This window comes from Cedecea neteri, from assembly GCF_000757825.1.
GTDB classification, from domain to species: domain Bacteria; phylum Pseudomonadota; class Gammaproteobacteria; order Enterobacterales; family Enterobacteriaceae; genus Cedecea; species Cedecea selenatireducens.
This window is the reverse complement of the sequence record NZ_CP009451.1, coordinates 2860509-2880243: the sequence shown is the minus strand read 5'-3', so window position 1 is coordinate 2880243 and position 19735 is coordinate 2860509. Positions and strand designations below refer to the sequence as shown.

18 protein-coding genes are annotated in these 19735 nt (G+C 55.6%); 11 read left to right on the top strand and 7 right to left on the bottom strand.

Going from position 1 to position 19735, the window contains the following annotated elements:
• Nucleotides 1-2 precede the first annotated feature (2 nt).
• The 5 genes from JT31_RS13255 (at nucleotide 3) to JT31_RS13235 (ending at nucleotide 3943) form a co-directional block, all read left to right on the top strand.
• A complete protein-coding gene (locus tag JT31_RS13255; RefSeq protein ID WP_038477839.1) occupies nucleotides 3-497 on the top strand; it encodes a sigma-70 family RNA polymerase sigma factor in 495 nt (164 codons plus the stop codon).
• Nucleotides 497-1483 carry a FecR domain-containing protein gene (locus tag JT31_RS13250; RefSeq protein ID WP_038477836.1) on the top strand — a complete coding sequence of 329 codons (987 nt, stop codon included), beginning with the start codon at nucleotides 497-499 and terminating at the stop codon, nucleotides 1481-1483. Before JT31_RS13255 ends, JT31_RS13250 begins: the two co-directional genes overlap by 1 nt.
• Before the next feature lie 138 nt (nucleotides 1484-1621).
• Complete coding sequence (locus JT31_RS13245; RefSeq protein ID WP_038477834.1) at nucleotides 1622-2419, top strand: energy transducer TonB; 798 nt, start codon at nucleotides 1622-1624, stop codon at nucleotides 2417-2419.
• 170 nt (nucleotides 2420-2589) lie between these two features.
• A complete protein-coding gene (locus JT31_RS13240) occupies nucleotides 2590-3108 on the top strand; it encodes a phosphoribosyltransferase (protein WP_235212873.1) in 519 nt (172 codons plus the stop codon).
• 34 nt (nucleotides 3109-3142) lie between these two features.
• Nucleotides 3143-3943 (top strand): HAD-IIB family hydrolase, encoded by an 801-nt coding sequence (locus tag JT31_RS13235; RefSeq protein WP_038477828.1) that lies wholly within the window; start codon nucleotides 3143-3145, stop codon nucleotides 3941-3943.
• A 36-nt stretch (nucleotides 3944-3979) separates the two neighbouring features.
• Here the strand turns inward: JT31_RS13235 and JT31_RS13230 are convergent, their stop codons facing one another.
• Together JT31_RS13230 and JT31_RS13225 are read right to left on the bottom strand one after the other, a co-directional pair.
• Nucleotides 3980-4744, bottom strand: coding sequence for a DeoR/GlpR family DNA-binding transcription regulator (locus JT31_RS13230; protein WP_038477825.1), 765 nt, complete (start codon nucleotides 4742-4744; stop codon nucleotides 3980-3982).
• A 71-nt stretch (nucleotides 4745-4815) separates the two neighbouring features.
• Nucleotides 4816-6009, bottom strand: coding sequence for an NAD(P)/FAD-dependent oxidoreductase (locus JT31_RS13225; protein ID WP_038477823.1), 1194 nt, complete (start codon nucleotides 6007-6009; stop codon nucleotides 4816-4818).
• 229 nt (nucleotides 6010-6238) lie between these two features.
• Here JT31_RS13225 and pitA point away from each other — a divergent pair, with 229 nt between their 5' ends.
• Entirely contained in the window at nucleotides 6239-7735 is a 1497-nt protein-coding gene (pitA, locus tag JT31_RS13220) for an inorganic phosphate transporter PitA (protein WP_038477820.1), read from the top strand.
• Between the two features lie 77 nt (nucleotides 7736-7812).
• Here the strand turns inward: pitA and uspB are convergent, their stop codons facing one another.
• Nucleotides 7813-8148, bottom strand: coding sequence for a universal stress protein UspB (gene uspB / locus JT31_RS13215; protein WP_038477817.1), 336 nt, complete (start codon nucleotides 8146-8148; stop codon nucleotides 7813-7815).
• Between the two features lie 366 nt (nucleotides 8149-8514).
• Here uspB and uspA point away from each other — a divergent pair, with 366 nt between their 5' ends.
• A complete protein-coding gene (uspA, locus tag JT31_RS13210; protein ID WP_008458645.1) occupies nucleotides 8515-8952 on the top strand; it encodes a universal stress protein UspA in 438 nt (145 codons plus the stop codon).
• Between the two features lie 109 nt (nucleotides 8953-9061).
• On the opposite strand, the gene JT31_RS13205 is transcribed toward uspA, so the two are convergent.
• From JT31_RS13205 to JT31_RS13190, 4 genes are all read right to left on the bottom strand, one after another.
• A complete protein-coding gene (locus JT31_RS13205) occupies nucleotides 9062-9400 on the bottom strand; it encodes an endonuclease domain-containing protein (RefSeq protein WP_038483109.1) in 339 nt (112 codons plus the stop codon).
• Nucleotides 9401-9480: 80 nt separating this feature from the next.
• Nucleotides 9481-10233: a 16S rRNA (guanine(1516)-N(2))-methyltransferase RsmJ gene (gene rsmJ / locus JT31_RS13200; RefSeq protein WP_038477811.1), complete on the bottom strand. Its 753-nt coding sequence runs from the start codon at nucleotides 10231-10233 to the stop codon at nucleotides 9481-9483.
• Between the two features lie 8 nt (nucleotides 10234-10241).
• On the bottom strand, nucleotides 10242-12284 hold the full coding sequence (gene prlC / locus JT31_RS13195; protein ID WP_038477809.1) for an oligopeptidase A: 2043 nt from the start codon (nucleotides 12282-12284) through the stop codon (nucleotides 10242-10244).
• A gap of 152 nt (nucleotides 12285-12436) precedes the next feature.
• Nucleotides 12437-13708, bottom strand: a complete 1272-nt coding sequence (locus JT31_RS13190) for an acid phosphatase (RefSeq protein WP_038477804.1) — start codon at nucleotides 13706-13708, stop codon at nucleotides 12437-12439.
• Between the two features lie 195 nt (nucleotides 13709-13903).
• On the opposite strand from JT31_RS13190, the gene JT31_RS13185 reads away from it, so the two are divergent.
• The 4 genes from JT31_RS13185 (at nucleotide 13904) to JT31_RS13170 (ending at nucleotide 19732) form a co-directional block, all read left to right on the top strand.
• On the top strand, nucleotides 13904-14746 hold the full coding sequence (locus JT31_RS13185; RefSeq protein WP_038477801.1) for a 23S rRNA (adenine(2030)-N(6))-methyltransferase RlmJ: 843 nt from the start codon (nucleotides 13904-13906) through the stop codon (nucleotides 14744-14746).
• A gap of 86 nt (nucleotides 14747-14832) precedes the next feature.
• Nucleotides 14833-16185 carry a glutathione-disulfide reductase gene (gene gorA, locus JT31_RS13180; protein WP_038477798.1) on the top strand — a complete coding sequence of 451 codons (1353 nt, stop codon included), beginning with the start codon at nucleotides 14833-14835 and terminating at the stop codon, nucleotides 16183-16185.
• A gap of 502 nt (nucleotides 16186-16687) precedes the next feature.
• Entirely contained in the window at nucleotides 16688-17227 is a 540-nt protein-coding gene (locus tag JT31_RS13175; RefSeq protein ID WP_038477795.1) for a fimbrial protein, read from the top strand.
• Nucleotides 17228-17269: 42 nt separating this feature from the next.
• On the top strand, nucleotides 17270-19732 hold the full coding sequence (locus tag JT31_RS13170; protein WP_052048999.1) for a fimbria/pilus outer membrane usher protein: 2463 nt from the start codon (nucleotides 17270-17272) through the stop codon (nucleotides 19730-19732).
• Nucleotides 19733-19735 lie beyond the last annotated feature (3 nt).

Below are 19735 nucleotides of genomic sequence, written 5' to 3'. Positions count from 1 at the left end.
TCATGTCCCGTTCCCAACAGGTTGCACAGCAGCTTTACTGCGATCATCAGCGCTGGCTTTACCACTGGCTGCGCAATAAGGTCGGCTGCCCGGAACAGGCGCAGGATCTTACTCAGGATACCTTTATTAATATCCTGGTCAGCCCCGATCTGGTTTCCATTCGCCAGCCGCGCCCTTTCCTCGCCACGGTTGCCCGGCGGCTGATAGCTAACCATTATCGCCGCAAGAAAATCGAAGAGGCCTGGCTGGACGCGCTGGCCTCCCAGCCGGAACAGGAACACCCTTCCCCCGAAGCCAGGCTGCTGATTCTGGAAGTGCTGGAACAGATTGATGCGGCGCTGGACGGCCTGCCTTCTCAGGTCAGAGAAGCCTTCCTGCTGGCACACCTGCAGGGCATGCGCTATTGCGACATTGCCGAACGCCTGCGCGTTTCCAGCAGCTCCGTTAAGCAATATCTTCAGCGCGCTAACCTGCACTGCTTCTTTGCCCTAAGCTGATGATCCCCGAACGTTTAGTCGACCGAAACGGGCAGGAACTCAACCGCAATAGCGCTTACGCTGCGGCGTCATGGCTTACGCTGATGATGTCTGATGAGGTGAGCGAGCAGGACAAAAAGAACTGGCAAAACTGGCTGGCGGAGAGCGCCGATAACCAGCGTGCGTGGCGGCACATTGAAGCGGTATGCGCCGGCTTCAGGCAGGTTGACGGCAAGCTGGCGCAGAAAAGCCTCTCCTCGTTAAAAAACAGCGGCAGGCGTCGCGCCTTAAAAGGGCTGGGCGCTTTACTGCTGGTCGGAGGCTCGCTTGAGTGGGGCAGGCAGCAGCACGGCTGGGAAACGTTCACGGCCGATTACCGCACCGCAACGGGCGAACAGCGACAGGTTGAACTCAGCGAAGGTAGCCAGTTGCTGCTGGACACCCAAACCGCTCTAAACGTAAATTTTACCGGGCAGCAGCGTCAGATTGAGCTGCTCAGCGGCGACCTGCTGATTACCACCGGGCAGCGTGAAAAGCTGTCGGCCTGGCCCCGGCCTTTTAGCGTGACGACACCTCACGGTAAAGTGCTGGCTCTCGGCACTCAATTCCGCGTAAAGCTGGAGCCGGAACGTACTCGTATTGCCGTTTACCACGGAGCCGTGCGTCTTTATCCGCGTAGCTCGGGGCTGGCCGGGCTGCAGCTCGGCGCGGGCCAGGGAGCATGGCTGACGCAAGAACAGTCCGGGGGCCTGCACGGCGGTGAAAAAGAGCCCGGCTGGGTTCACGGTAAACTGCTGGCCGACAATATGCCGCTAGGGGATTTCCTGCGGGAAGTAAACCGCTATCGCCCGGGCGTTTTACGCTGCGACGAGGACATAGCTTCCCTGCGGCTGTCGGGCGTTTTCCCGCTAACGGATACCGATGAGATTCTGGCCGCCTTACCGCGCGTCTTACCCATCAGGATAAATACGCTGTCGCGCTACTGGGTCAGCCTTTCACGGCAGTGAATAATGCTTCGCTGATGGTGTATCCATGCTGATTGTCTCGTTATTCATTCGAGACTGCCCGTTTACGCAGTTCGCGTGTCCTCTCTCTTATCTCTCCTGAAACGATAACCAGCCGCCCGGCTGCGGAGTAATTTGGTCATGCCTTCAACCCTGCCGATAAGACAACCTCTTCCTGCCTGGCCCGACAGCCTGCCCGCCTCACGCCGGGGTACAGGGCTACTGCTGGCGCTTTTGCTGCACGCTGGCGTGTTCCTTTGGCTCGCTTATCGGCCCACGCAGGAACAGCCGGCCACCGCGCCACCGCCTATTGCACTGATGATTTTACCCTCTACCGACCCGGCATCCACGGCCACGCCGGAGAAGCAGCCCGATAAGATCAAACAGATACGGTCGGCAGCGCCTCAGGAGAAAGCAGAGCCAAAAGAAGAGGTGAAAAGCGTGGAAGCCCCGAACCCGGAAATCGTGGTCGCCAAAAAAGTGCGCCACAGTGCCAAAACCAGACCTCAGCCGGTTAAGCCACACGATGCCGAAGTACCGCCGGCACCCACGCCACCTGCGCCCGAAACCCACGCGCCCGCCAGCCATCCTCAGCAAAGCGCCGGTACCGCAGGGAGCAGCACCGTCAGCGCACCCAGCCCCGGCGAAGTGAACTGGGTCAGCCTGCTGCGCCAGCGCCTGGACCGCTTCAAACGTTACCCGGCTCAGGCCTTACGCCAACAGGCGCAGGGCGTGGTTTACCTGAGCCTGACGCTCGACAGGCATGGCCAGGTCCTCAGCGTGGCGCTGGAAAAAAGCAGCGGCACGCCAACGCTGGATCGAGAAGCACTTGCCCTGCCGGCTCGCGCGACGCCTCTGCCCGCCCCCACCGAAGACATCGCCCCAGGACAGGCGCAAATTATGCTCACGCTGCCGATCCGCTTCGATCTTCGCCCCTAAGATCTTCCGCCCAATGCTCGGTCTTGCCACATTGGGCACATAACTCTCCATTCGATCGTTAAAGATCACAAAATTGCAGCACGAGACCGTCTTCACATTGCACAACCGAGCATTAGATCTTATGTTAATCGAGCAACATCGAGCATAAGATAACAAATGAGGATTCAGCAGTGAGAAATAACCATGTTGGGCAGATAGTGATGAACGAATCGACGATTGCCGATGGCGTAACGAAGGTCGCCAGAGAGCTAAATAGTCGCTATCACGAGGCGGTGGTGATTACGGTCGTTCCCGGCGGGATCCTGTTTACCGCCGACCTGGTCAGGCAGCTAACTTTCGATATATCAATGGACTACATTTCCTGCCCGCACACGCCGGGCGACAGAAATAACGGCTCTACCATCGTTTACCACGACAATATTGGCATCAAGGGGAAAGACGTGATTTTGGTGGATGATGCCATCGAGTCCGGCGGCACCATGAAGCGCCTGGTCGAACATTTAATCGAGAACTACGCCCCGAAATCCCTCGCCATTGCCACTTTGTTTGTGAAGCCGGGCCGCGTAGAGATCCCCGTGGAGCAATTTCATGCCTACATCATGGACAACGATGACCTGCTCATCGGCTACGGCATGCCGTGGGAAAATAAGTACCGCAATCTGCCCTTCGTCTCAAAACTAAAAATATAAACGCCTACAGAACGCTTACCGATGGGATAACAACATGATAAAGCTGATCATTACCGACCTGGACGGCACTTTCCTCAATAGCCACGGCGACTATGACCGTGAATTATTTGCCCAAACGCACCGCTTAATGGCGCAAAAAGGCGTCCATTTCGCCGCCTGCACCGGCAAGCAGTGCCAGCGGGTGGAAGAGCTGTTCGCCGATTACCGTCAGGATTTATGGATAATCGGCGACAGCGCCACGCGCATCAAAAGGAACGGGGAGTACATCTACGAGTCGCTTATCAATAATGCGCTGGGATTACGCATCATCGACACGCTGGAGGCCGCCAGCGACAACCACGTGATTATTGCCTGCGGCAGCGAGAGCGCGTTTATTCGCAAAGACGTGCCGCAGCGCCTTAAAGACAAAATGCGCCAGTCCTACGCCCGCCTGGCGCAGGTGGACTCTTTCGCAGAACTTAACTGCGACTTTGTGAAGATAAGCGTCTATGACGAAGCCGGAAACTGCCCGCAGACCCGGCCGGTGCTCGCGCCTTTTGAGCAGGATGTTTATATCGTGGTGTCCGAAGCGGCGTGGATTGATATTGCCGATTATGGCGTTCACAAAGGGACGACGGTACAAAAGCTCCAGCAGTTACTGAACGTCAGCCCGGCGGAAACCCTGGCGTTTGGCGATGGCTATAACGACCTCGAGCTGCTGGCTCAGGCGGAATACAGCTTCGCGATGCGCAATGCGTTTGAGGAGACGAAGGCCGCGGCGCGCTTTATCACCGGCAGCAATGACGAGAGCGCGGTCCAGCACACGATAAAAAGCCTGCTGGCGCTGCAAAACTGAATGTGAAGATGGGCGGCAGACGCGCCGCCCGTTTTGCTAGTCGGCGACTTCAATATGCAGGTTAACGCCGCTGAAATCGGTAATTTTGGTTTCGGAGCTAACCACCGCCACGTCAATGTCTTCGCAAGGTGCCACCTTATAGCGAGCCACCTGAGACATCTTATTGGCCGTGACGGCGGCGATCACCTCGTTGCTCTGGCTCAACACTTCTCGCTTAAAGCAGGCATCTTCGTAATAAACCGCGCTCAGGCCAGCCTGCGGATCCAGCCCACACACGCCGATAAAGGTCTGATCGAAAACCATGCCGCGCAGCTGGTTTACCGTGTCGGAGCCCAGCGTGCTGCCGGTCAGCGGGTTAACTTTACCGCCTAACAAAATCAGCTCGCCACGGGTGCGCCCACTTAGCGCGGCGGCAATCTGCGGAGAGTTGGTGACGATGGTGAGATCCAGCTCTTCGGGAATAAACTCCACCATCGCCAGATAGGTTGAACCGGCGTCGAGAAACACGCAGGTATTGGCTTTGATCATCCCGGCGCACTTCCGCGCCACCTGGGACTTCTCAACCACATCCTGCGACACGCGGGTTTCAAAGCTGGCAGACTGCTGGAACTGGCTGATGGCGCCGCCATAAACCTTTTTACACAGGCCACGGCGCGCCAGCTCCTGCAGATCCCGGCGGATAGTGTGCTCAGACACGCCCAGCTTCCGCGCCACGTCAGCCCCAATCACCCTGCCCGTTTCGGTCAGGATCTGGTGGATCATCGCCTGGCGCTGTTCAGGCAATGCGTCATAATCTGTCACGTTTAGCCCTCAAATAGCTGCAATTGTGCATAACATATCACAATCTAGCATCGCAGCCGCAAGGCGGAGCATCAGGCTTCAACCAGCGCCTGTGCACAGGCCCAGGCGGAGCTCCAGGCCCACTGGAAGTTATAGCCGCCCAGCCAGCCGCTGACGTCCATCACTTCGCCGATAAAGTAGAGGCCCGGCGCTTTTTTGGCTTCCATGGTACGCGAGGAAAGTTCGTTGGTGTCCACGCCGCCGAGGGTAACTTCTGCCGTGCGGTAACCTTCAGTGCCGTTGGGCTGAACTCGCCAGGCTTGCAGCGTTTCCACCAGCTCGCTTTGCTGGCGAACGTTGAGCTGCTTAAGCGTTACGTCCGGGATTTGCTCCAGCTGCTGCAGGCATTCCACCAGACGCTTGGGCAGCACCATCGCCAGCGTGTTTTTCAGGCTCTGATTCGGGTGCGCGTTACGCTGCTCGTTGATAAAGCCGTCCAGGTCGGTGTCCGGCAGCAGGTTCACGCTGACGTATTCGCCCGGTTGCCAGTAGCTTGAGAGCTGCAACACGGCTGGGCCGGAAAGGCCCCGGTGGGTAAACAGCAGGCTTTCCCGGAAGCTGACGCCGTTTTCAGCAGTGATGACGGAAGGCACCGAGACGCCGGACAGCACCTGCAGCTGTTCGAGCAAAGGTTTATGCAGGGTAAACGGCACCAGGCCCGCGCGAGTCGGCAGCACCTTCAGGCCAAACTGCTCCGCCACTTTATACCCGAACGGCGTCGCGCCCAGTCCCGGCATCGACAGGCCGCCGCTGGCGATAACAAGCTTAGCGGCCTGCACGCTGCCGCCGTTGAGCTGTAACGTATAACCCTGTTCGTCACGCTCAATGCTTATGACTTCGCTACGCAGGCGCAGGGTCACCTTCCCTTTTTCGCATTCTGCCACCAGCATATCGACAACCTGCTGGGCGGAATCATCGCAAAACAGCTGCCCGAGGGTTTTCTCATGCCAGGCAATGCCGTGCTTGCCCACCATGTCGATAAAGTCCCACTGGGTATAGCGTGCCAGCGCAGATTTGCAGAAATGCGGGTTTTGGCTCAGATAGGCCGCAGGCTCGACATAAAGGTTGGTAAAGTTGCAGCGTCCGCCGCCGGACATCAGGATTTTACGGCCCGGTTTTTTCCCATTATCAATCAGCAATACGCGGCTGCCCGCCTGCCCGGCCATCGCCGCACAAAACATTCCTGCTGCACCCGCACCTATAATAATGGCATCAAACTTTTCCACGACCGACTCCCGACTATGCTTAAGGCAACGGATTGTAAAGACCTGCGGCTGGTCGCACCAGCTTTAAGGTTAAGAACAAATGCAGGTAGTTGATAAACAAAATGTAAATCATTCCACCAGCAGGCCAGATGGCGACTAAAATCAAAAAAAGTCCAGATTTCACTTTGCCGCGGTGGAGGTTGTCTTACATAATGCGCCGCGTTCATGTCCTCAAAATGGCGTAACGTCTATGCTACATTTGTTTGCCGGCCTGGATCTTCACACCGGGCTTTTACTATTGCTTGCTCTGGCATTTGTGCTGTTCTACGAAGCTATTAATGGTTTCCACGATACGGCTAACGCAGTAGCAACGGTAATTTACACCCGCGCTATGCGATCGCAACTTGCGGTGGCAATGGCTGCGTTGTTTAACTTCTTCGGCGTTCTGCTCGGTGGGCTGAGCGTAGCCTATGCCATTGTGCATATGCTACCTACAGATCTGCTGTTAAACGTAGGGTCTTCTCATGGTCTCGCCATGGTGTTCTCTATGTTACTGGCCGCTATTATCTGGAACCTCGGCACCTGGTATTTTGGTCTGCCGGCCTCCAGCTCCCATACGCTTATCGGTGCCATCATCGGTATCGGTTTGACCAACGCGCTGCTGACCGGAACCTCGGTTGTCGACGCGCTGAATATCCCGAAAGTTGTTGGGATCTTCGCTTCATTAATTCTGTCCCCGATTGTCGGGCTGGTGATTGCCGGTGGGTTGATTTTCCTGCTGCGCCGTTACTGGAGCAACACCAAGAAAAAGCAGCGTATTCACCTGACGCCTGCGGAACGTGAAAAGCAAGACGGCAAGAAAAAGCCGCCTTTCTGGACGCGTATCGCGCTGATCCTGTCCGCTATCGGCGTGAGTTTCTCTCACGGCGCTAACGACGGTCAGAAAGGCATTGGCCTGATTATGCTGGTGCTGATTGGCGTTGCCCCGGCGGGCTTCGTGGTTAACATGAACGCCTCCGGCTACGAAATCACCCGTACCCGCGATGCGGTGAACAATGTTGAGACTTTCTTCCAGCAACGTCCTGAGCTGCTGAAGAAAGCCACCGGCTCGGAACAGCTGATCCCTTCCCCGGAAGCGGGCGCAACTGAACCGGCTCAGTTCCACTGCCATCCGGCCAACGCGATCACCGCGCTGGACCGCGCGAAGCTGATGCTGACCGACATCGAAAGCTACGACAAGCTCAGCATTGAGCAGCGTAGCCAGCTGCGTCGCATCATGCTGTGCATCTCCGACACGACCGATAAAGTGGCGAAGCTGCCGGAAGTGAGCGCGGACGATCAGCGCCTGCTGAAGAAACTGAAAGGCGACATGCTCAGCACCATCGAGTACGCGCCGGTCTGGATTATTCTGGCTGTGGCGCTGGCGCTGGGTATCGGGACGATGATCGGCTGGCGTCGTGTGGCGACCACCATCGGTGAGAAGATCGGTAAGAAAGGCATGACCTATGCGCAAGGGATGTCCGCGCAGATGACGGCCGCCGTTTCTATCGGTCTGGCAAGCTATACCGGGATGCCGGTTTCCACCACTCACGTGCTCTCTTCCTCCGTGGCGGGGACGATGATCGTGGACGGCGGCGGCCTGCAGCGTAAGACGGTAACCAATATCCTGATGGCCTGGATATTCACCTTACCGGCTTCGATTCTGCTCTCCGGCGGGCTGTACTGGATTGCGCTGCGCTTCGTGTAAGCGGCAGCCAAAAGAAAAAGCGGGTCAGGAAACTGGCCCGCTTTTTTTATGCTTGTCCATAACTCTGCCCTGATACTCTAGTGCCAGATAATCAATCCAATCAGGCTAATCACCACTAATCCGCACAGCGAACTCGTCAGAATAAACTGGCGGCGCAGGCGCTCACAGCGGCGAATAAACTCCTCATCGTGATGATCCCAATAACGCTGGGCGTAGATATAACGCACCAGCCGTACCTGCTTGCTGGGTTGACCATGCGAGGTGAAAAAGCCTCCGCCGTCGACATACTGATACAGCAGCGGATCGCACCCGCGCAGCACCACCAGTAACGCGCGCAGTGAAGAGTAATAGCGCGCCATATTCACCACACAAACTACACAAAGCGCCCAGAACAGCGCGACGGTGCTGATCATGTACCCCTCCCGGCGAAGCCCTCGAAGCGTTTGCTCCGGGACAACCGCTCTCCCCGAAAACCCTGTCAGACAATCCTGCAGCGAATAACCGATACAGGTCACAGCATTCTTCCCGTCCGGCTCATTTAATAGTGTAGGAGATCCCTTAATTTTTTTACCACCGCGTTAATCTTTATCAAAGTGGCCTGATTCATTTTTCGCTTGAATGAGTTTGAGGGATAGCGCATTGTCGGGCTGAATAGCTCGTTATAAGATAGAAATACCATCTACAATTTAAGTCTTTAGATCGGGTGACCGTAGCTCATGCCGCTGCGGTTTAAAAGATGACGGCGAGAGTCATCGATAACTTATGGAAGGAGTAACATTATGGCTTATAAACACATTCTGATCGCAGTCGACCTCTCCCCTGAGAGCAAAGTCCTGGTAGAAAAAGCCGTCTCCATGGCTCGTCCTTATAACGCGAAAGTTTCCCTGATTCATGTCGATGTGAATTACTCCGATCTGTATACCGGGCTGATTGACGTCAATCTGGGCGATATGCAGAAACGCATTTCCGAAGAGACTCACCACGCGCTCACCGAACTGTCCACCGGCGCGGGCTACCCAATCACCGAAACCCTGAGCGGCAGCGGCGATCTGGGCCAGGTACTGGTCGATGCCATTAAAAAATACGATATGGATTTGGTGGTTTGCGGTCACCACCAGGACTTCTGGAGCAAGCTGATGTCCTCGGCGCGCCAGCTGATCAATACCGTGCATGTGGATATGCTGATTGTTCCGCTGCGTGATGAAGAAGACGAGTAAGATTTTCCCCTCACCCTAACCCTCTCCCCACGGGGGAGAGGGGACTGGATCGAGCATAACTCTTTGATTTTCCCCCCTCTCCCTTCCAGGGAGAGGGCCGGGGTGAGGGTCACAGCTCACTCAAATCCTGCAGAATCACCGCCAATACGCCCTCCAGATTCTCCCACAACTCATTATTCCAGAACCGCCTCACCCGCCACCCTTGCTCATTAAGGTACTGCGTTCTTCGCTCATCGTAACCTTTTTGCGCCTGATGCTGTCCACCGTCCAGCTCTATCACCAGACGTGTAGCGCAGCAGGCAAAATCAACGATATAAGGGCCAACCGGATGCTGGCGACGAAACTTATACGCGGCAAAGCGCCTGCTGCGGAGTTGATACCACAGCAGGTTCTCTTCGGAGGTCATCTGGCGCCTTAACTGGCGGGCGTAACGTCGGATCGGCTGCATAGCGTTCAACATGCCAATGCAGCCGTAGAGAGACGAGTAGAAATATTCTCTTCTGCGAGGGGCTTTCCAGCGTTTTAGCGTTACTCCGGTGTTCCGGCGTAAATATCAAACCGATGCCCTTTGGTCACCACCGCATTTTGCGTGGCGACTTCGGCCAACGGCGGAGCATAGTCCGGACGCTTCACCACCACCCTTTTCTTCGCCAGCGCTCTGGCCGGAGCCAGCAGCCCGTCCGCATCTTCATCCGGCCCCACCAGGGACTGGAAAACACGCATCTCTTTCTTCACCAGCGCGCTCTTTTGCTTATGCGGGAACATCGGGTCGAGGTAAACCACATCCGGACGCGGCGTGATATCGCTGAGCGCCGTCAGGCTCGAGGCGTGGATCAGCTGTAATCGCTCCTGCAGCCAGCCGCCGATTTCCGGGTCCTGATAGCCACGACGCAGGCCGTCATCAAGCAGCGCGGCAACAACCGGGTTGCGTTCCAGCATCCGCACACGGCAGCCTACAGAGGCCAACACAAAAGCATCGCGCCCCAGCCCGGCTGTCGCATCTACAACGTCCGGCAGATAGCTGCCCTTCACGCCAACGGCCTTTGCCACCGCTTCGCCACGGCCGCCGCCAAACTTACGGCGATGCGCCATCGCGCCGGAGGCAAAATCAACGAAGATGCCGCCAAGCTTTGGTTCATCGCGCTTGCGCAGTTCAAGATGCTCAGGCGTGAGTACCAGCGCCATCAGGGCATCTTCATCATGCTCAAGCTGCCAGCGCTCGCTCAAAACAGATAAGGCGCCGGAGTCGGCGCCTGCTTCAGTCAGTAAACAGATTTTCACGTGGTGGATTAGCCCTGAATACCATAGTGATCCAGCATCGCGTCCAGCTGCGGCTCGCGCCCACGGAAGCGTTTGAACAGCTCCATCGGCTCTTCCGAACCGCCACGGGTCAGGATGTTGTCGAGGAACGACTGGCCGGTTTCACGGTTGAAAATGCCTTCTTCTTCGAAGCGAGAGTAAGCGTCCGCCGCCAGCACGTCGGCCCACAGGTAGCTGTAATAGCCCGCCGCGTAGCCACCCGCGAAGATGTGGCTGAAGGCGTGCGGGAAGCGGCCCCAGCTCGGCCCCGGTACCACGGCAACCTGTTTCTTAATCTCGGCCAGCGTCTGCAGCACTTTCGCGCCCTGCTCCGGGTTGAATTCCGCATGCAGGCGGAAGTCGAACAGGCCGAACTCCAGCTGGCGCAGAATAAACAGCGCAGCCTGGTAGTTCTTCGCCGCCAGCATTTTTTCCAGCAGTTCCACAGGCAGAGATTCTCCCGTTTCATAGTGGCCGGAGATAAACGCCAGCGCTTCCGGCTCCCAGCACCAGTTTTCCATAAACTGGCTCGGCAGCTCGACCGCATCCCACGGCACGCCGTTGATGCCGGACACGCCCGCAGTTTCGATTTTGGTCAGCATATGGTGCAGGCCGTGGCCGAACTCATGGAACAGGGTGATCACTTCATCGTGAGTAAACAGCGCAGGTTTGCCGTTCACCGGGCGGTTGAAGTTACAGGTCAGGTAGGCCACCGGCTTTTGCAGCGAGCCGTCGGCACGGCGCATTTTGCCCACGCAGTCATCCATCCACGCCCCGCCACGTTTGTGCTCGCGAGCATAAAGATCGAGATAGAAGCTGCCGCGCAGTTCGCCCTGGTCGTCATACAGCTCGAAGAAGCGCACGTCCGGGTGCCAGACGTCGATATCTTTACGCTCTTTGGCGGTAATGCCGTAGATGCGCTTCACAACCTCGAACAGGCCGTTCACCGCGCGCTCTTCCGGGAAGTACGGGCGCAGCTGCTCGTCGCTGATGCTGTAAAGGTGCTGTTTCTGTTTTTCGCTATACCAGGTGATGTCCCACGGCTCCAGCTCTTCCACGCCATAATGCTCTTTCGCATAGGCGCGCAGCTGAGCCAACTCGGCTTCACCCTGCGGGCGAGCGCGTTTTGCCAGGTCGGACAGAAACTCCAGCACCTGCTGCGGATTTTCCGCCATTTTGGTGGCGAGGGATTTCTCCGCGTAGTTGCCAAAGCCCAACAGCTGAGCCAGTTCGTGGCGCAGCGCCAGGATCTCTTCCATCACCGGGGTGTTGTCCCACTTCCCGGCGTTCGGCCCCTGGTCAGAAGCACGCGTTGAATAGGCGCGATACATCTCTTCGCGCAGGGCGCGGTTGTCACAGTAGGTCAGCACCGGCAGATAGCTTGGAATATCCAGCGTCAGCAGCCAGCCGTCCTGCTCTTTGGCTTCTGCCTGAGCGCGGGCCGCAGCCAATGCGCTTTCCGGCATGCCTGCCAGCTCGGCTTCATCGGTAATCAGCTTGCTCCAGCCCATGGTGGCATCGAGCACGTTGTTGCTGTAGGTAGACCCCAGCTCGGACAGGCGAGCGGAGATCTCCCCGTAACGCTGCTGTTTGTCTTTTGGCAGGCCGATACCGGACAGCTCGAAGTCGCGCAGGGCGTTGTCCACCGCTTTCTTCTCGGCGACGCTCAGGCTGGCGTAGTTCGCGCCGTCACGCAGGTCGCGGTAAGCGTTGTACAGCCCTTCGTGCTGGCCAACCCAGGTGCTGTATTCGGACAGCAACGGCAATGTCTGCTCATAGGCTTCGCGCAGTTCCGGGCTGTTCTGCACCGAGTTCAGATGGCTGACCGGGGAGAACAGGCGGCCCAGACGATCGTCCACTTCCGCCAGCGGCTGAACCAGGTTCTGCCAGCTATAAGGCGCGCCCTGGGCGACCACGCCTTCCACCGCCGCACGGCAGTCGTCCAGCGCTTTGGTCACGGCCGGCACAACATGCTCAGGTTTGATGGCGGAAAACGGCGGCAGCTCAAAAGGAGTCAGTAATGGATTGGTCATAAGCGCGTTCCTGATTAAAAGGGAGAGAGAAGCGCTCAAGCGGCGCTTTGTGCATGGGATCTAGCATGGGGTTAAGTGTAGCGAATTTCAATCCCGGACGTTGCGCTTAGCTCGCCAGGAAAGGGGCAGCAGACGCCGCCCCGAAAGGTGAATCAGTGGAATTTCTGCGCCATGCCGTAGGCCGCAGGCAGGTTAAGACGCTGCCAGAACTGCTGGTCCGCCGTCGTGCCGGACAGCGGGTAGCCCGCAGGTAACGCCGTTTTCACCATCAAAGCGCGGCGCTGTGAGGCGGAAAGCTTAGGCAGCGCGGCTTCCAGCAGGACTTCCGCCCCTTGTGGCACCTTCAGAGCCTGCTTCTCGCCCTTCTGCTGCGGCAGGTCGTAGGTCATGGTGAAGCGGTAAAGTTCTTTCATCGCTGGCGCACGATACGGATCGTCTTTCGCGGAAGATTTCGCACATTCAGCCAAAGTGGTGCCGCACTCTTTTTCCAGCGCGGTACGCAGCTGATCGCGAGCTTCGTTAAACAACGCGCGGTATTTCGGGTCGTTCAGGTAGTTTGCCACGTTACGCTGCGCCACCATGCGGGAACCCATCACGTCCAGCGGGTAATGCACGCCCAGCACAATGCGCGAGTAACCGTAGCGCGCGCCGCGTTCAACCAGGGCCTCAAAACGCTCCGGCACCATTTCGGCCATCAGCAACGCGTCGGTGTAACCCGTGTTGGTGTGGCCGCTCGGGAAGGAGCCGCCGTCTGCGGTGTACGCTTTGTTATCTTTCACCACCACATCGTCCGGCACGAGATGGATGGTGTTGCCCTGGATCAGGAACGGACGCGGGTTGTTGAAGTGCTTCTTCGCCGCGCTGGTGCTGACTTCAGAGGCTTTAATCAGCGCCGCGGCCTTGCTCAGCTCGCCTTTATCGTAGGCGGCCAGGAAGGCCTTGCCCAGGCGTGGCCCCATCGCGTCGCTCAGGAAATAGAGATAGTTAATGCCCTCTGCATCCGCCAGCGCCTGATGGCGGGAGGCCTGCACGGCGTTCAGGTTGATGCTGGTGACCGTTTCAAGGTTCGGCTTAATCACGGAGTCGGGCAGTTGGCTGAACGCGGAAAGCAGCTCGATGCCCGCTTTCTGGTTGGCTTTGGTCTGGAAGTCATAGCCGCTGGCCTTCAGCCACGCGGTATCCGCCAGCTTTTTGCTCTGTTTGGCTTTATCCAGCTGGTCGCGGGTCAGCTTATCCGCATCGCCTTTCAGGGCAGTGCGGAGCGCCGCCAGGGACTGCGTTTCAAGATCATCAAACGCCTGGCTGCTGTTCGCCGGAGTCACGGTATTGGCTATCGCCGCGGCCTGAGGGAGAGACACATCCTTCGCCAGCGCGGGCATAGCCACGGCCAGCGCTGCTGCCAGCATAGAAATACGGAGTTTCATTATTTTTCCTTTTATTCAAACGATTACCTTGCCTGGCTGCGACGCTATCCTGGGAATTTGACGCTTTTATGACACATTTATGTTTTGAAACGTTTTCGACCTGATTGAAACAGCCCCGCGCCCGGGCGGTAATCCGCCGCAATCTGCGGTAAACTGTGGGAAATTTGTTTTCTTATTTGCGGAACACCATCCCCCATGCTCAGCTATCGCCACAGCTTTCACGCCGGTAACCATGCCGACGTACTGAAACACACCGTTCAAAGCCTGATTATTGAATCGCTCAAAGAGAAGGAGAAACCGTTTCTCTATCTCGACACCCACGCAGGCGCCGGTCGTTACCAGCTAAGCAGCGAGCATGCGGAGCGTACAGGCGAGTATCTGGAAGGTATCGCCCGCATCTGGCAGCAGGACGATTTACCTGCCGAGCTGGAAGCCTACATTGGCGCGGTGAATCACCTGAACCGCAGCGGCAAACTGCGTTATTACCCAGGCTCTCCGCTGATTGCCCGCCACCTGCTGCGCGAGCAGGACAGCCTGCAGCTCACCGAACTGCATCCGTCTGATTTCCCGCTGCTGCGCTCTGAGTTCCAGAAAGACGATCGCGCCCGCGTTGAACGCGCCGACGGCTACCAGCAGCTGAAAGCGAAGCTGCCGCCGGTTTCCCGTCGCGGCCTGATCCTCATCGACCCACCGTATGAGATCAAAACCGACTATCAGGACGTGGTGAAAGGGATTGCTGAAGGCTACAAACGTTTTGCCACCGGCACCTACGCGCTGTGGTATCCGGTGGTGCTGCGCCAGCAAATCAAACGCATGGTCCGTGACCTGGAAGAGACCGGCATCCGCCGTATCCTGCAAATCGAGCTGGCGGTTCGTCCGGACAGCGACCAGCGCGGCATGACGGCATCCGGCATGATTGTGATCAACCCACCGTGGAAGCTGGAACAGCAGATGACCAACGTGCTGCCGTGGCTGCATAAAAAGCTGGTGCCAGCGGGCACCGGCTCGACCACGTTGAGCTGGATTGTGCCTGAATAACGGCCGTCCCTTTCACAGTAATTGGTAGAACCTTTATCCCGGCGCGCTACAATCGCGCCTTATTTTCGACTCAAAAGGGAAACATCATGACCAGACATTATGACTACCTCGCCATTGGCGGCGGCAGCGGCGGTATCGCCTCGATCAACCGTGCGGCAATGTATGGGCAGAAATGCGCACTGATTGAGGCGAAAGATCTGGGCGGCACCTGCGTCAACGTTGGCTGCGTGCCTAAAAAAGTGATGTGGCATGCGGCGCAAATCGCCGAAGCGATTCACAACTACGGCCCGGACTACGGCTTTGACACCACGCTGAACCATTTCGACTGGGACAAGCTGATCGCCAGCCGTACCGCCTATATCGACCGCATTCACAGCTCTTACGACAACGTATTGGGCAAGAATAAAGTCGACGTGATTCGCGGCTTTGCGAAGTTTGTGGATGCGCACACCGTGGAAGTTAACGGCGAAACCATCACCGCGGACCATATTCTGATCGCCACCGGCGGTCGTCCAAGCCACCCGAACATCCCCGGCGCAGAATACGGCATTGACTCCGACGGCTTCTTCGAGCTGCCGGGCCTGCCAAAACGCGTGGCGGTTGTCGGCGCGGGCTATATCGCGGTGGAAATCGCGGGCGTGATTAACGCGCTGGGCTCTGAAACGCACCTGTTCGTGCGCAAACACGCGCCGCTGCGCACCTTCGATCCGCTGATCGTTGAAACGCTGCTGGAAGTGATTGAAGCAGAAGGCCCAACCCTGCACACCAACGCGATTCCGAAAGCGGTAGTGAAAAACGCAGACGGTAGCCTGACGCTGGAGCTGGAAGATGGCCGCTCTGAAACCGTCGATACCCTGATTTGGGCAATTGGCCGTGAACCGGCTAACGACAACTTCAACCTGCAGGTAACCGGCGTCGAGCTGGACGAAAAAGGTTATATCAAGGTCGATAAGTTCCAGAACACCAACGTGGCTGGCATCTATGCGGTAGGTGATAACACCGGCGCGGTTGAGCTGACGCCTGTCGCGGTCGCCGCCGGCCGTCGCCTGTCCGAGCGCCTGTTTAACAACAAACCGGACGAGCACCTGGACTACAGCAACGTGCCAACCGTGGTGTTCAGCCACCCGCCAATCGGCACCGTGGGCCTGACCGAACCACAGGCGCGCGAGCAGTACGGCGATGACAACGTGAAGGTCTACAAATCCTCCTTCACCGCTATGTACACCGCCGTAACCTCTCACCGCCAGCCGTGCCGCATGAAGCTGGTCTGCGCGGGCCCGGACGAGAAAATTGTCGGGATTCACGGCATCGGCTTCGGCATGGACGAAATCCTGCAGGGCTTCGCCGTGGCGCTGAAAATGGGCGCGACAAAGAAAGACTTCGACAACACCGTGGCTATCCACCCGACCGCGGCGGAAGAGTTTGTCACCATGCGTTAATGCGGAAAAACTTCCGCTGCCCCATTTATTCGGGGCAATAACAATAAGGCCAGATTCTTTCTGGCCTTTTTTATATTCAAGATCAAGATATTAAATCCCAAATACTGCCAGCCTATTGCGCCCACCCGGAAGTTAAATTTCCTATTCGGAATATTCGCCCTGAAAATTCTCCCCTATTGTGAATGAAATAACTAATTATCAGTATTTCGCGATCCGGTTATGTAACTTAATTGATTATTTACTGATATAGCAAAGTATAAAATACCAAATCAATCAATCGCGACCACCCAAATCAATGGAATTTTATTCCAAAAAACAATCAAAACAAAAAATAAAATATCGATAAAGCGCAAGCAAAATCGCAAAACTTGAAGTTAGAAACTAAAAAACCGCAACATCAGACATTCCCCCTCAATAGACTACAAAAAATAATTACTATCAGTGCCGGGACGTAATTGGATATTGCGTCCTATAAAAATAAATAGGCACAAGGAGAATAGTAATGGCTTATAAAAAATTAATGGTTTCATCAATGGTTGGTCTTTTCATGGCATCGACTGGTGCAATGGCAGCCGATCAGGGACAGGGACAAATTCGTTTCATTGGTAGCATTATTGAGTCCCCATGCTCTATTGACCCGGATAAAACGACTCAGGAAGTTAACTTTGGCCAGGTTTCTGCATCTTATTTAAATAGCACAGATGCAAAATCGGGTCCTGAAGAAGTACTGATTGAGCTGAAAGACTGCACGCTTTCAGGAAATGGCGATGATGACTCTGTCAAAGTGACCTTTAGCGGCCAGCAGGTAACCGACGAAACCTACCTCAATGTTTCCGGCGTTGATGGCGTTGGCGTGACCATGGTTGACTGGCAGAACACTGATGTTAAATGGGGCGCTACACCGACTAACGCACATTCCATTACCCCAGGTAGCAATACGCTGAACTATAACGCATACCTGGCAAAACTGCCGGGTTCAGCAGCTGCAATCACGACTGGTGATTTTGTCGCTATTACCAACTTCACTTTAGCGTACGAGTAATAATAAGCATCCTCTGCAGATCTATATTGCAGGGGATGCTTTTTGAATAAATTCCTGATGAAAAATAATCATATCCTGGTCCTCTCTCTGGCACTTTTCTGCATTGATGCGCATGCCGTAGAGTTCAACACCGATCTGCTGAACGCCAACGATAAGAAAAACATTGATATTTCGATGTTTTCCAATGCTGGCTTTATTATGCCTGGCACTTATTCATTCGATATTTATTTAAATAAAACCATTCTTACCGAAAATGCAGTTATTAAATTTGTTGCTCTAAAAGATAATACCGAAGCCTGCCTTACCCGAGAACTTGTGGAAAAACTGGGGCTGCGAAAAGAATATAAAGATCGGGTCTTAAGCCATCAGTTTGACGGGTGTTACAACCTGGACGCGCTGGAAGGTGCCGTTGTTAAAGGCGATCTCTCTAAAGAATCACTCACCCTCGCCATCGCGCCTCAGATGCTTGAGTACCACGATGCAAACTGGCTGCCGCCTGCTTACTGGGACAATGGCCTGACCGGCATGATTCTGGATTACAACATGAATCTGAATACGGGGAAAAATCAGGGCAGGTCGCAATCTCAAACTGCCAGTACCAACGGTACTCTCGGCTTCAACGCCGGTGCCTGGCGCTTCAGGGGAGACTATCAGGGAAACTACAGCCATTTAACAGGCCATAAACGGAGCACCCGGCAGACTTTTGACTGGGATCGTTTTTATGCGTACCGGGCATTACCTGAGATTCAGTCAGCATTGATGCTGGGTGAAGATAATCTCACCTCAGACATTTTTGACTCCTGGCGCTACAGGGGCGTGTCGCTGGCCAGCGACCAGAAACAACTCCCGCCGGCTCTGCGTGGCTACGCGCCGGAGGTCAACGGCATCGCGCGCACCAATGCAACCGTAACCGTTAGCCAGCAAGGGCGCGTTATCTATGAAACGGTTGTCGCGGAAGGCCCTTTCACCATCCAGCAGCTTAGTACCTCCACGTCAGGCCTGCTGGATGTGGATATTAAAGAACAGGACGGTTCCACGCAGCATTACCAGGTCATGGCGTCGTCTCTGCCTTATCTGACCCGGCCCGGGCAGACGCAATACAAACTGGCATTAGGCAGGCCGGAAGACCGACATCGCCACACCAGCGGTGAGCTGTTTGTGACCTCAGAAATGTCTCGTGGCCTGTCGGGGGAGTGGTCCACCTACGCGGGAGCAATACTCTCAGGTGATTATAAAAGTGCGGCGCTGGGCGTAGCCCGAAGCTTAGGCATTGCAGGTGTTGTATCCGCTGATATCACGCACGCAGAGACAACCTTTAAAAATAGCAGTCACAAGGGTGAGTCATACCGACTTAAGTATTATAAAAACTTTGAACAGTTAAATAGCACGTTCACGGTTTCAGGGATCCAGTATTCGGACTCCGATTTCTTCAGCATGTCAGATTATATCAACAATAAAGATGACTGGGATGACAGCCGCCGGGATCGCAGCCAGTACAGCGTGAGCTTAACGAAAAACTTCAGCGAACAAAAAATGTCACTGAGCGCCAATTTCTTACACAAGACCTATTGGGCTGGAGGGAACAATGATAGCTACTCGTTAAACCTCAGCAAATATATTGATTTTCATGAATGGAAAAATATTACTTTCAGCCTGTCGGCCGTAAGAAACAATTATTACCGCAGCCAGGATGACATGGTGTACCTCAACCTGAGCATTCCTCTGGGTAATGGCACAGTCAGCTATAGCAATAGTATATCGAGAAACAATATTAACCAGCTCGCCGGGTGGTATCAGCAACTTCACAATGGCGATAGTTATCGCTTACAAACCGGTATCGACAAGCCTAAGAATAACGGTGCCAAAGGCTTGGTAAATGGATTTTATTACCACAATGGCTCACTCGCGAATATGTCAGCCAACGTTAGCTGGAAAGAAGACAACTATACCTCCGCTGGCATGAATATAAACGGGGGAATCACCGCCACGACAAAAGGCGTCGCAATGCATCCCTCGGGTAACCGCGGCGCAACGCGTGTGATGATAGGCACCGATGGTATCGCCGATGTCCCGCTGGGGAGAAACCTGGTCACAAACGGCATGGGTATTGCCGTGCAGGCCGGTGTGAGCAGCTATTCACGGGTAAGAAGTGAGGTTGATGTCACCCGCTTGCCTGAGGATATAGAAGTCATTGGCTCTCCAGTGGCAGAGCAAGTTTTGACAAATGGCGCCATTGGCTTCAAGAGCATAAACGTGATTAAGGGGCTCAAGCTCGCCGCAACGCTGCGCCTGAGAGATGGCAGCCCCGTGCCCTTTGGCACCAGCGTGCTAAACAAAAACGGTGTCGAATTGGGCATTGTGGGTGACAACGGACTGACCTGGTTATCAGGCATCACTGCCAACCAGGCATTGACGGCCAAATGGAATGGCGCTACGCACTGCACCATTGTATTACCAGCCTATATCAATCCGCAAAATATGTTACTGCTTCCCTGCGAAGAATAAATA

What these genes read in the sequence shown, in the direction of transcription:
- JT31_RS13255 (WP_038477839.1), top strand. Translation starts at nt 3, where the DNA reads ATGTCCCGTTCCCAACAGGTTGCACAGCAGCTTTACTGCGATCATCAG.
- JT31_RS13250 (WP_038477836.1), top strand. Translation starts at nt 497, where the DNA reads ATGATCCCCGAACGTTTAGTCGACCGAAACGGGCAGGAACTCAACCGC.
- JT31_RS13245 (WP_038477834.1), top strand. Translation starts at nt 1,622, where the DNA reads ATGCCTTCAACCCTGCCGATAAGACAACCTCTTCCTGCCTGGCCCGAC.
- JT31_RS13235 (WP_038477828.1), top strand. Translation starts at nt 3,143, where the DNA reads ATGATAAAGCTGATCATTACCGACCTGGACGGCACTTTCCTCAATAGC.
- pitA (WP_038477820.1), top strand. Translation starts at nt 6,239, where the DNA reads ATGCTACATTTGTTTGCCGGCCTGGATCTTCACACCGGGCTTTTACTA.
- uspB (WP_038477817.1), bottom strand. Translation starts at nt 8,148, where the DNA reads ATGATCAGCACCGTCGCGCTGTTCTGGGCGCTTTGTGTAGTTTGTGTG.
- uspA (WP_008458645.1), top strand. Translation starts at nt 8,515, where the DNA reads ATGGCTTATAAACACATTCTGATCGCAGTCGACCTCTCCCCTGAGAGC.
- JT31_RS13205 (WP_038483109.1), bottom strand. Translation starts at nt 9,400, where the DNA reads ATGCAGCCGATCCGACGTTACGCCCGCCAGTTAAGGCGCCAGATGACC.
- prlC (WP_038477809.1), bottom strand. Translation starts at nt 12,284, where the DNA reads ATGACCAATCCATTACTGACTCCTTTTGAGCTGCCGCCGTTTTCCGCC.
- JT31_RS13190 (WP_038477804.1), bottom strand. Translation starts at nt 13,708, where the DNA reads ATGAAACTCCGTATTTCTATGCTGGCAGCAGCGCTGGCCGTGGCTATG.
- JT31_RS13185 (WP_038477801.1), top strand. Translation starts at nt 13,904, where the DNA reads ATGCTCAGCTATCGCCACAGCTTTCACGCCGGTAACCATGCCGACGTA.
- gorA (WP_038477798.1), top strand. Translation starts at nt 14,833, where the DNA reads ATGACCAGACATTATGACTACCTCGCCATTGGCGGCGGCAGCGGCGGT.
- JT31_RS13175 (WP_038477795.1), top strand. Translation starts at nt 16,688, where the DNA reads ATGGCTTATAAAAAATTAATGGTTTCATCAATGGTTGGTCTTTTCATG.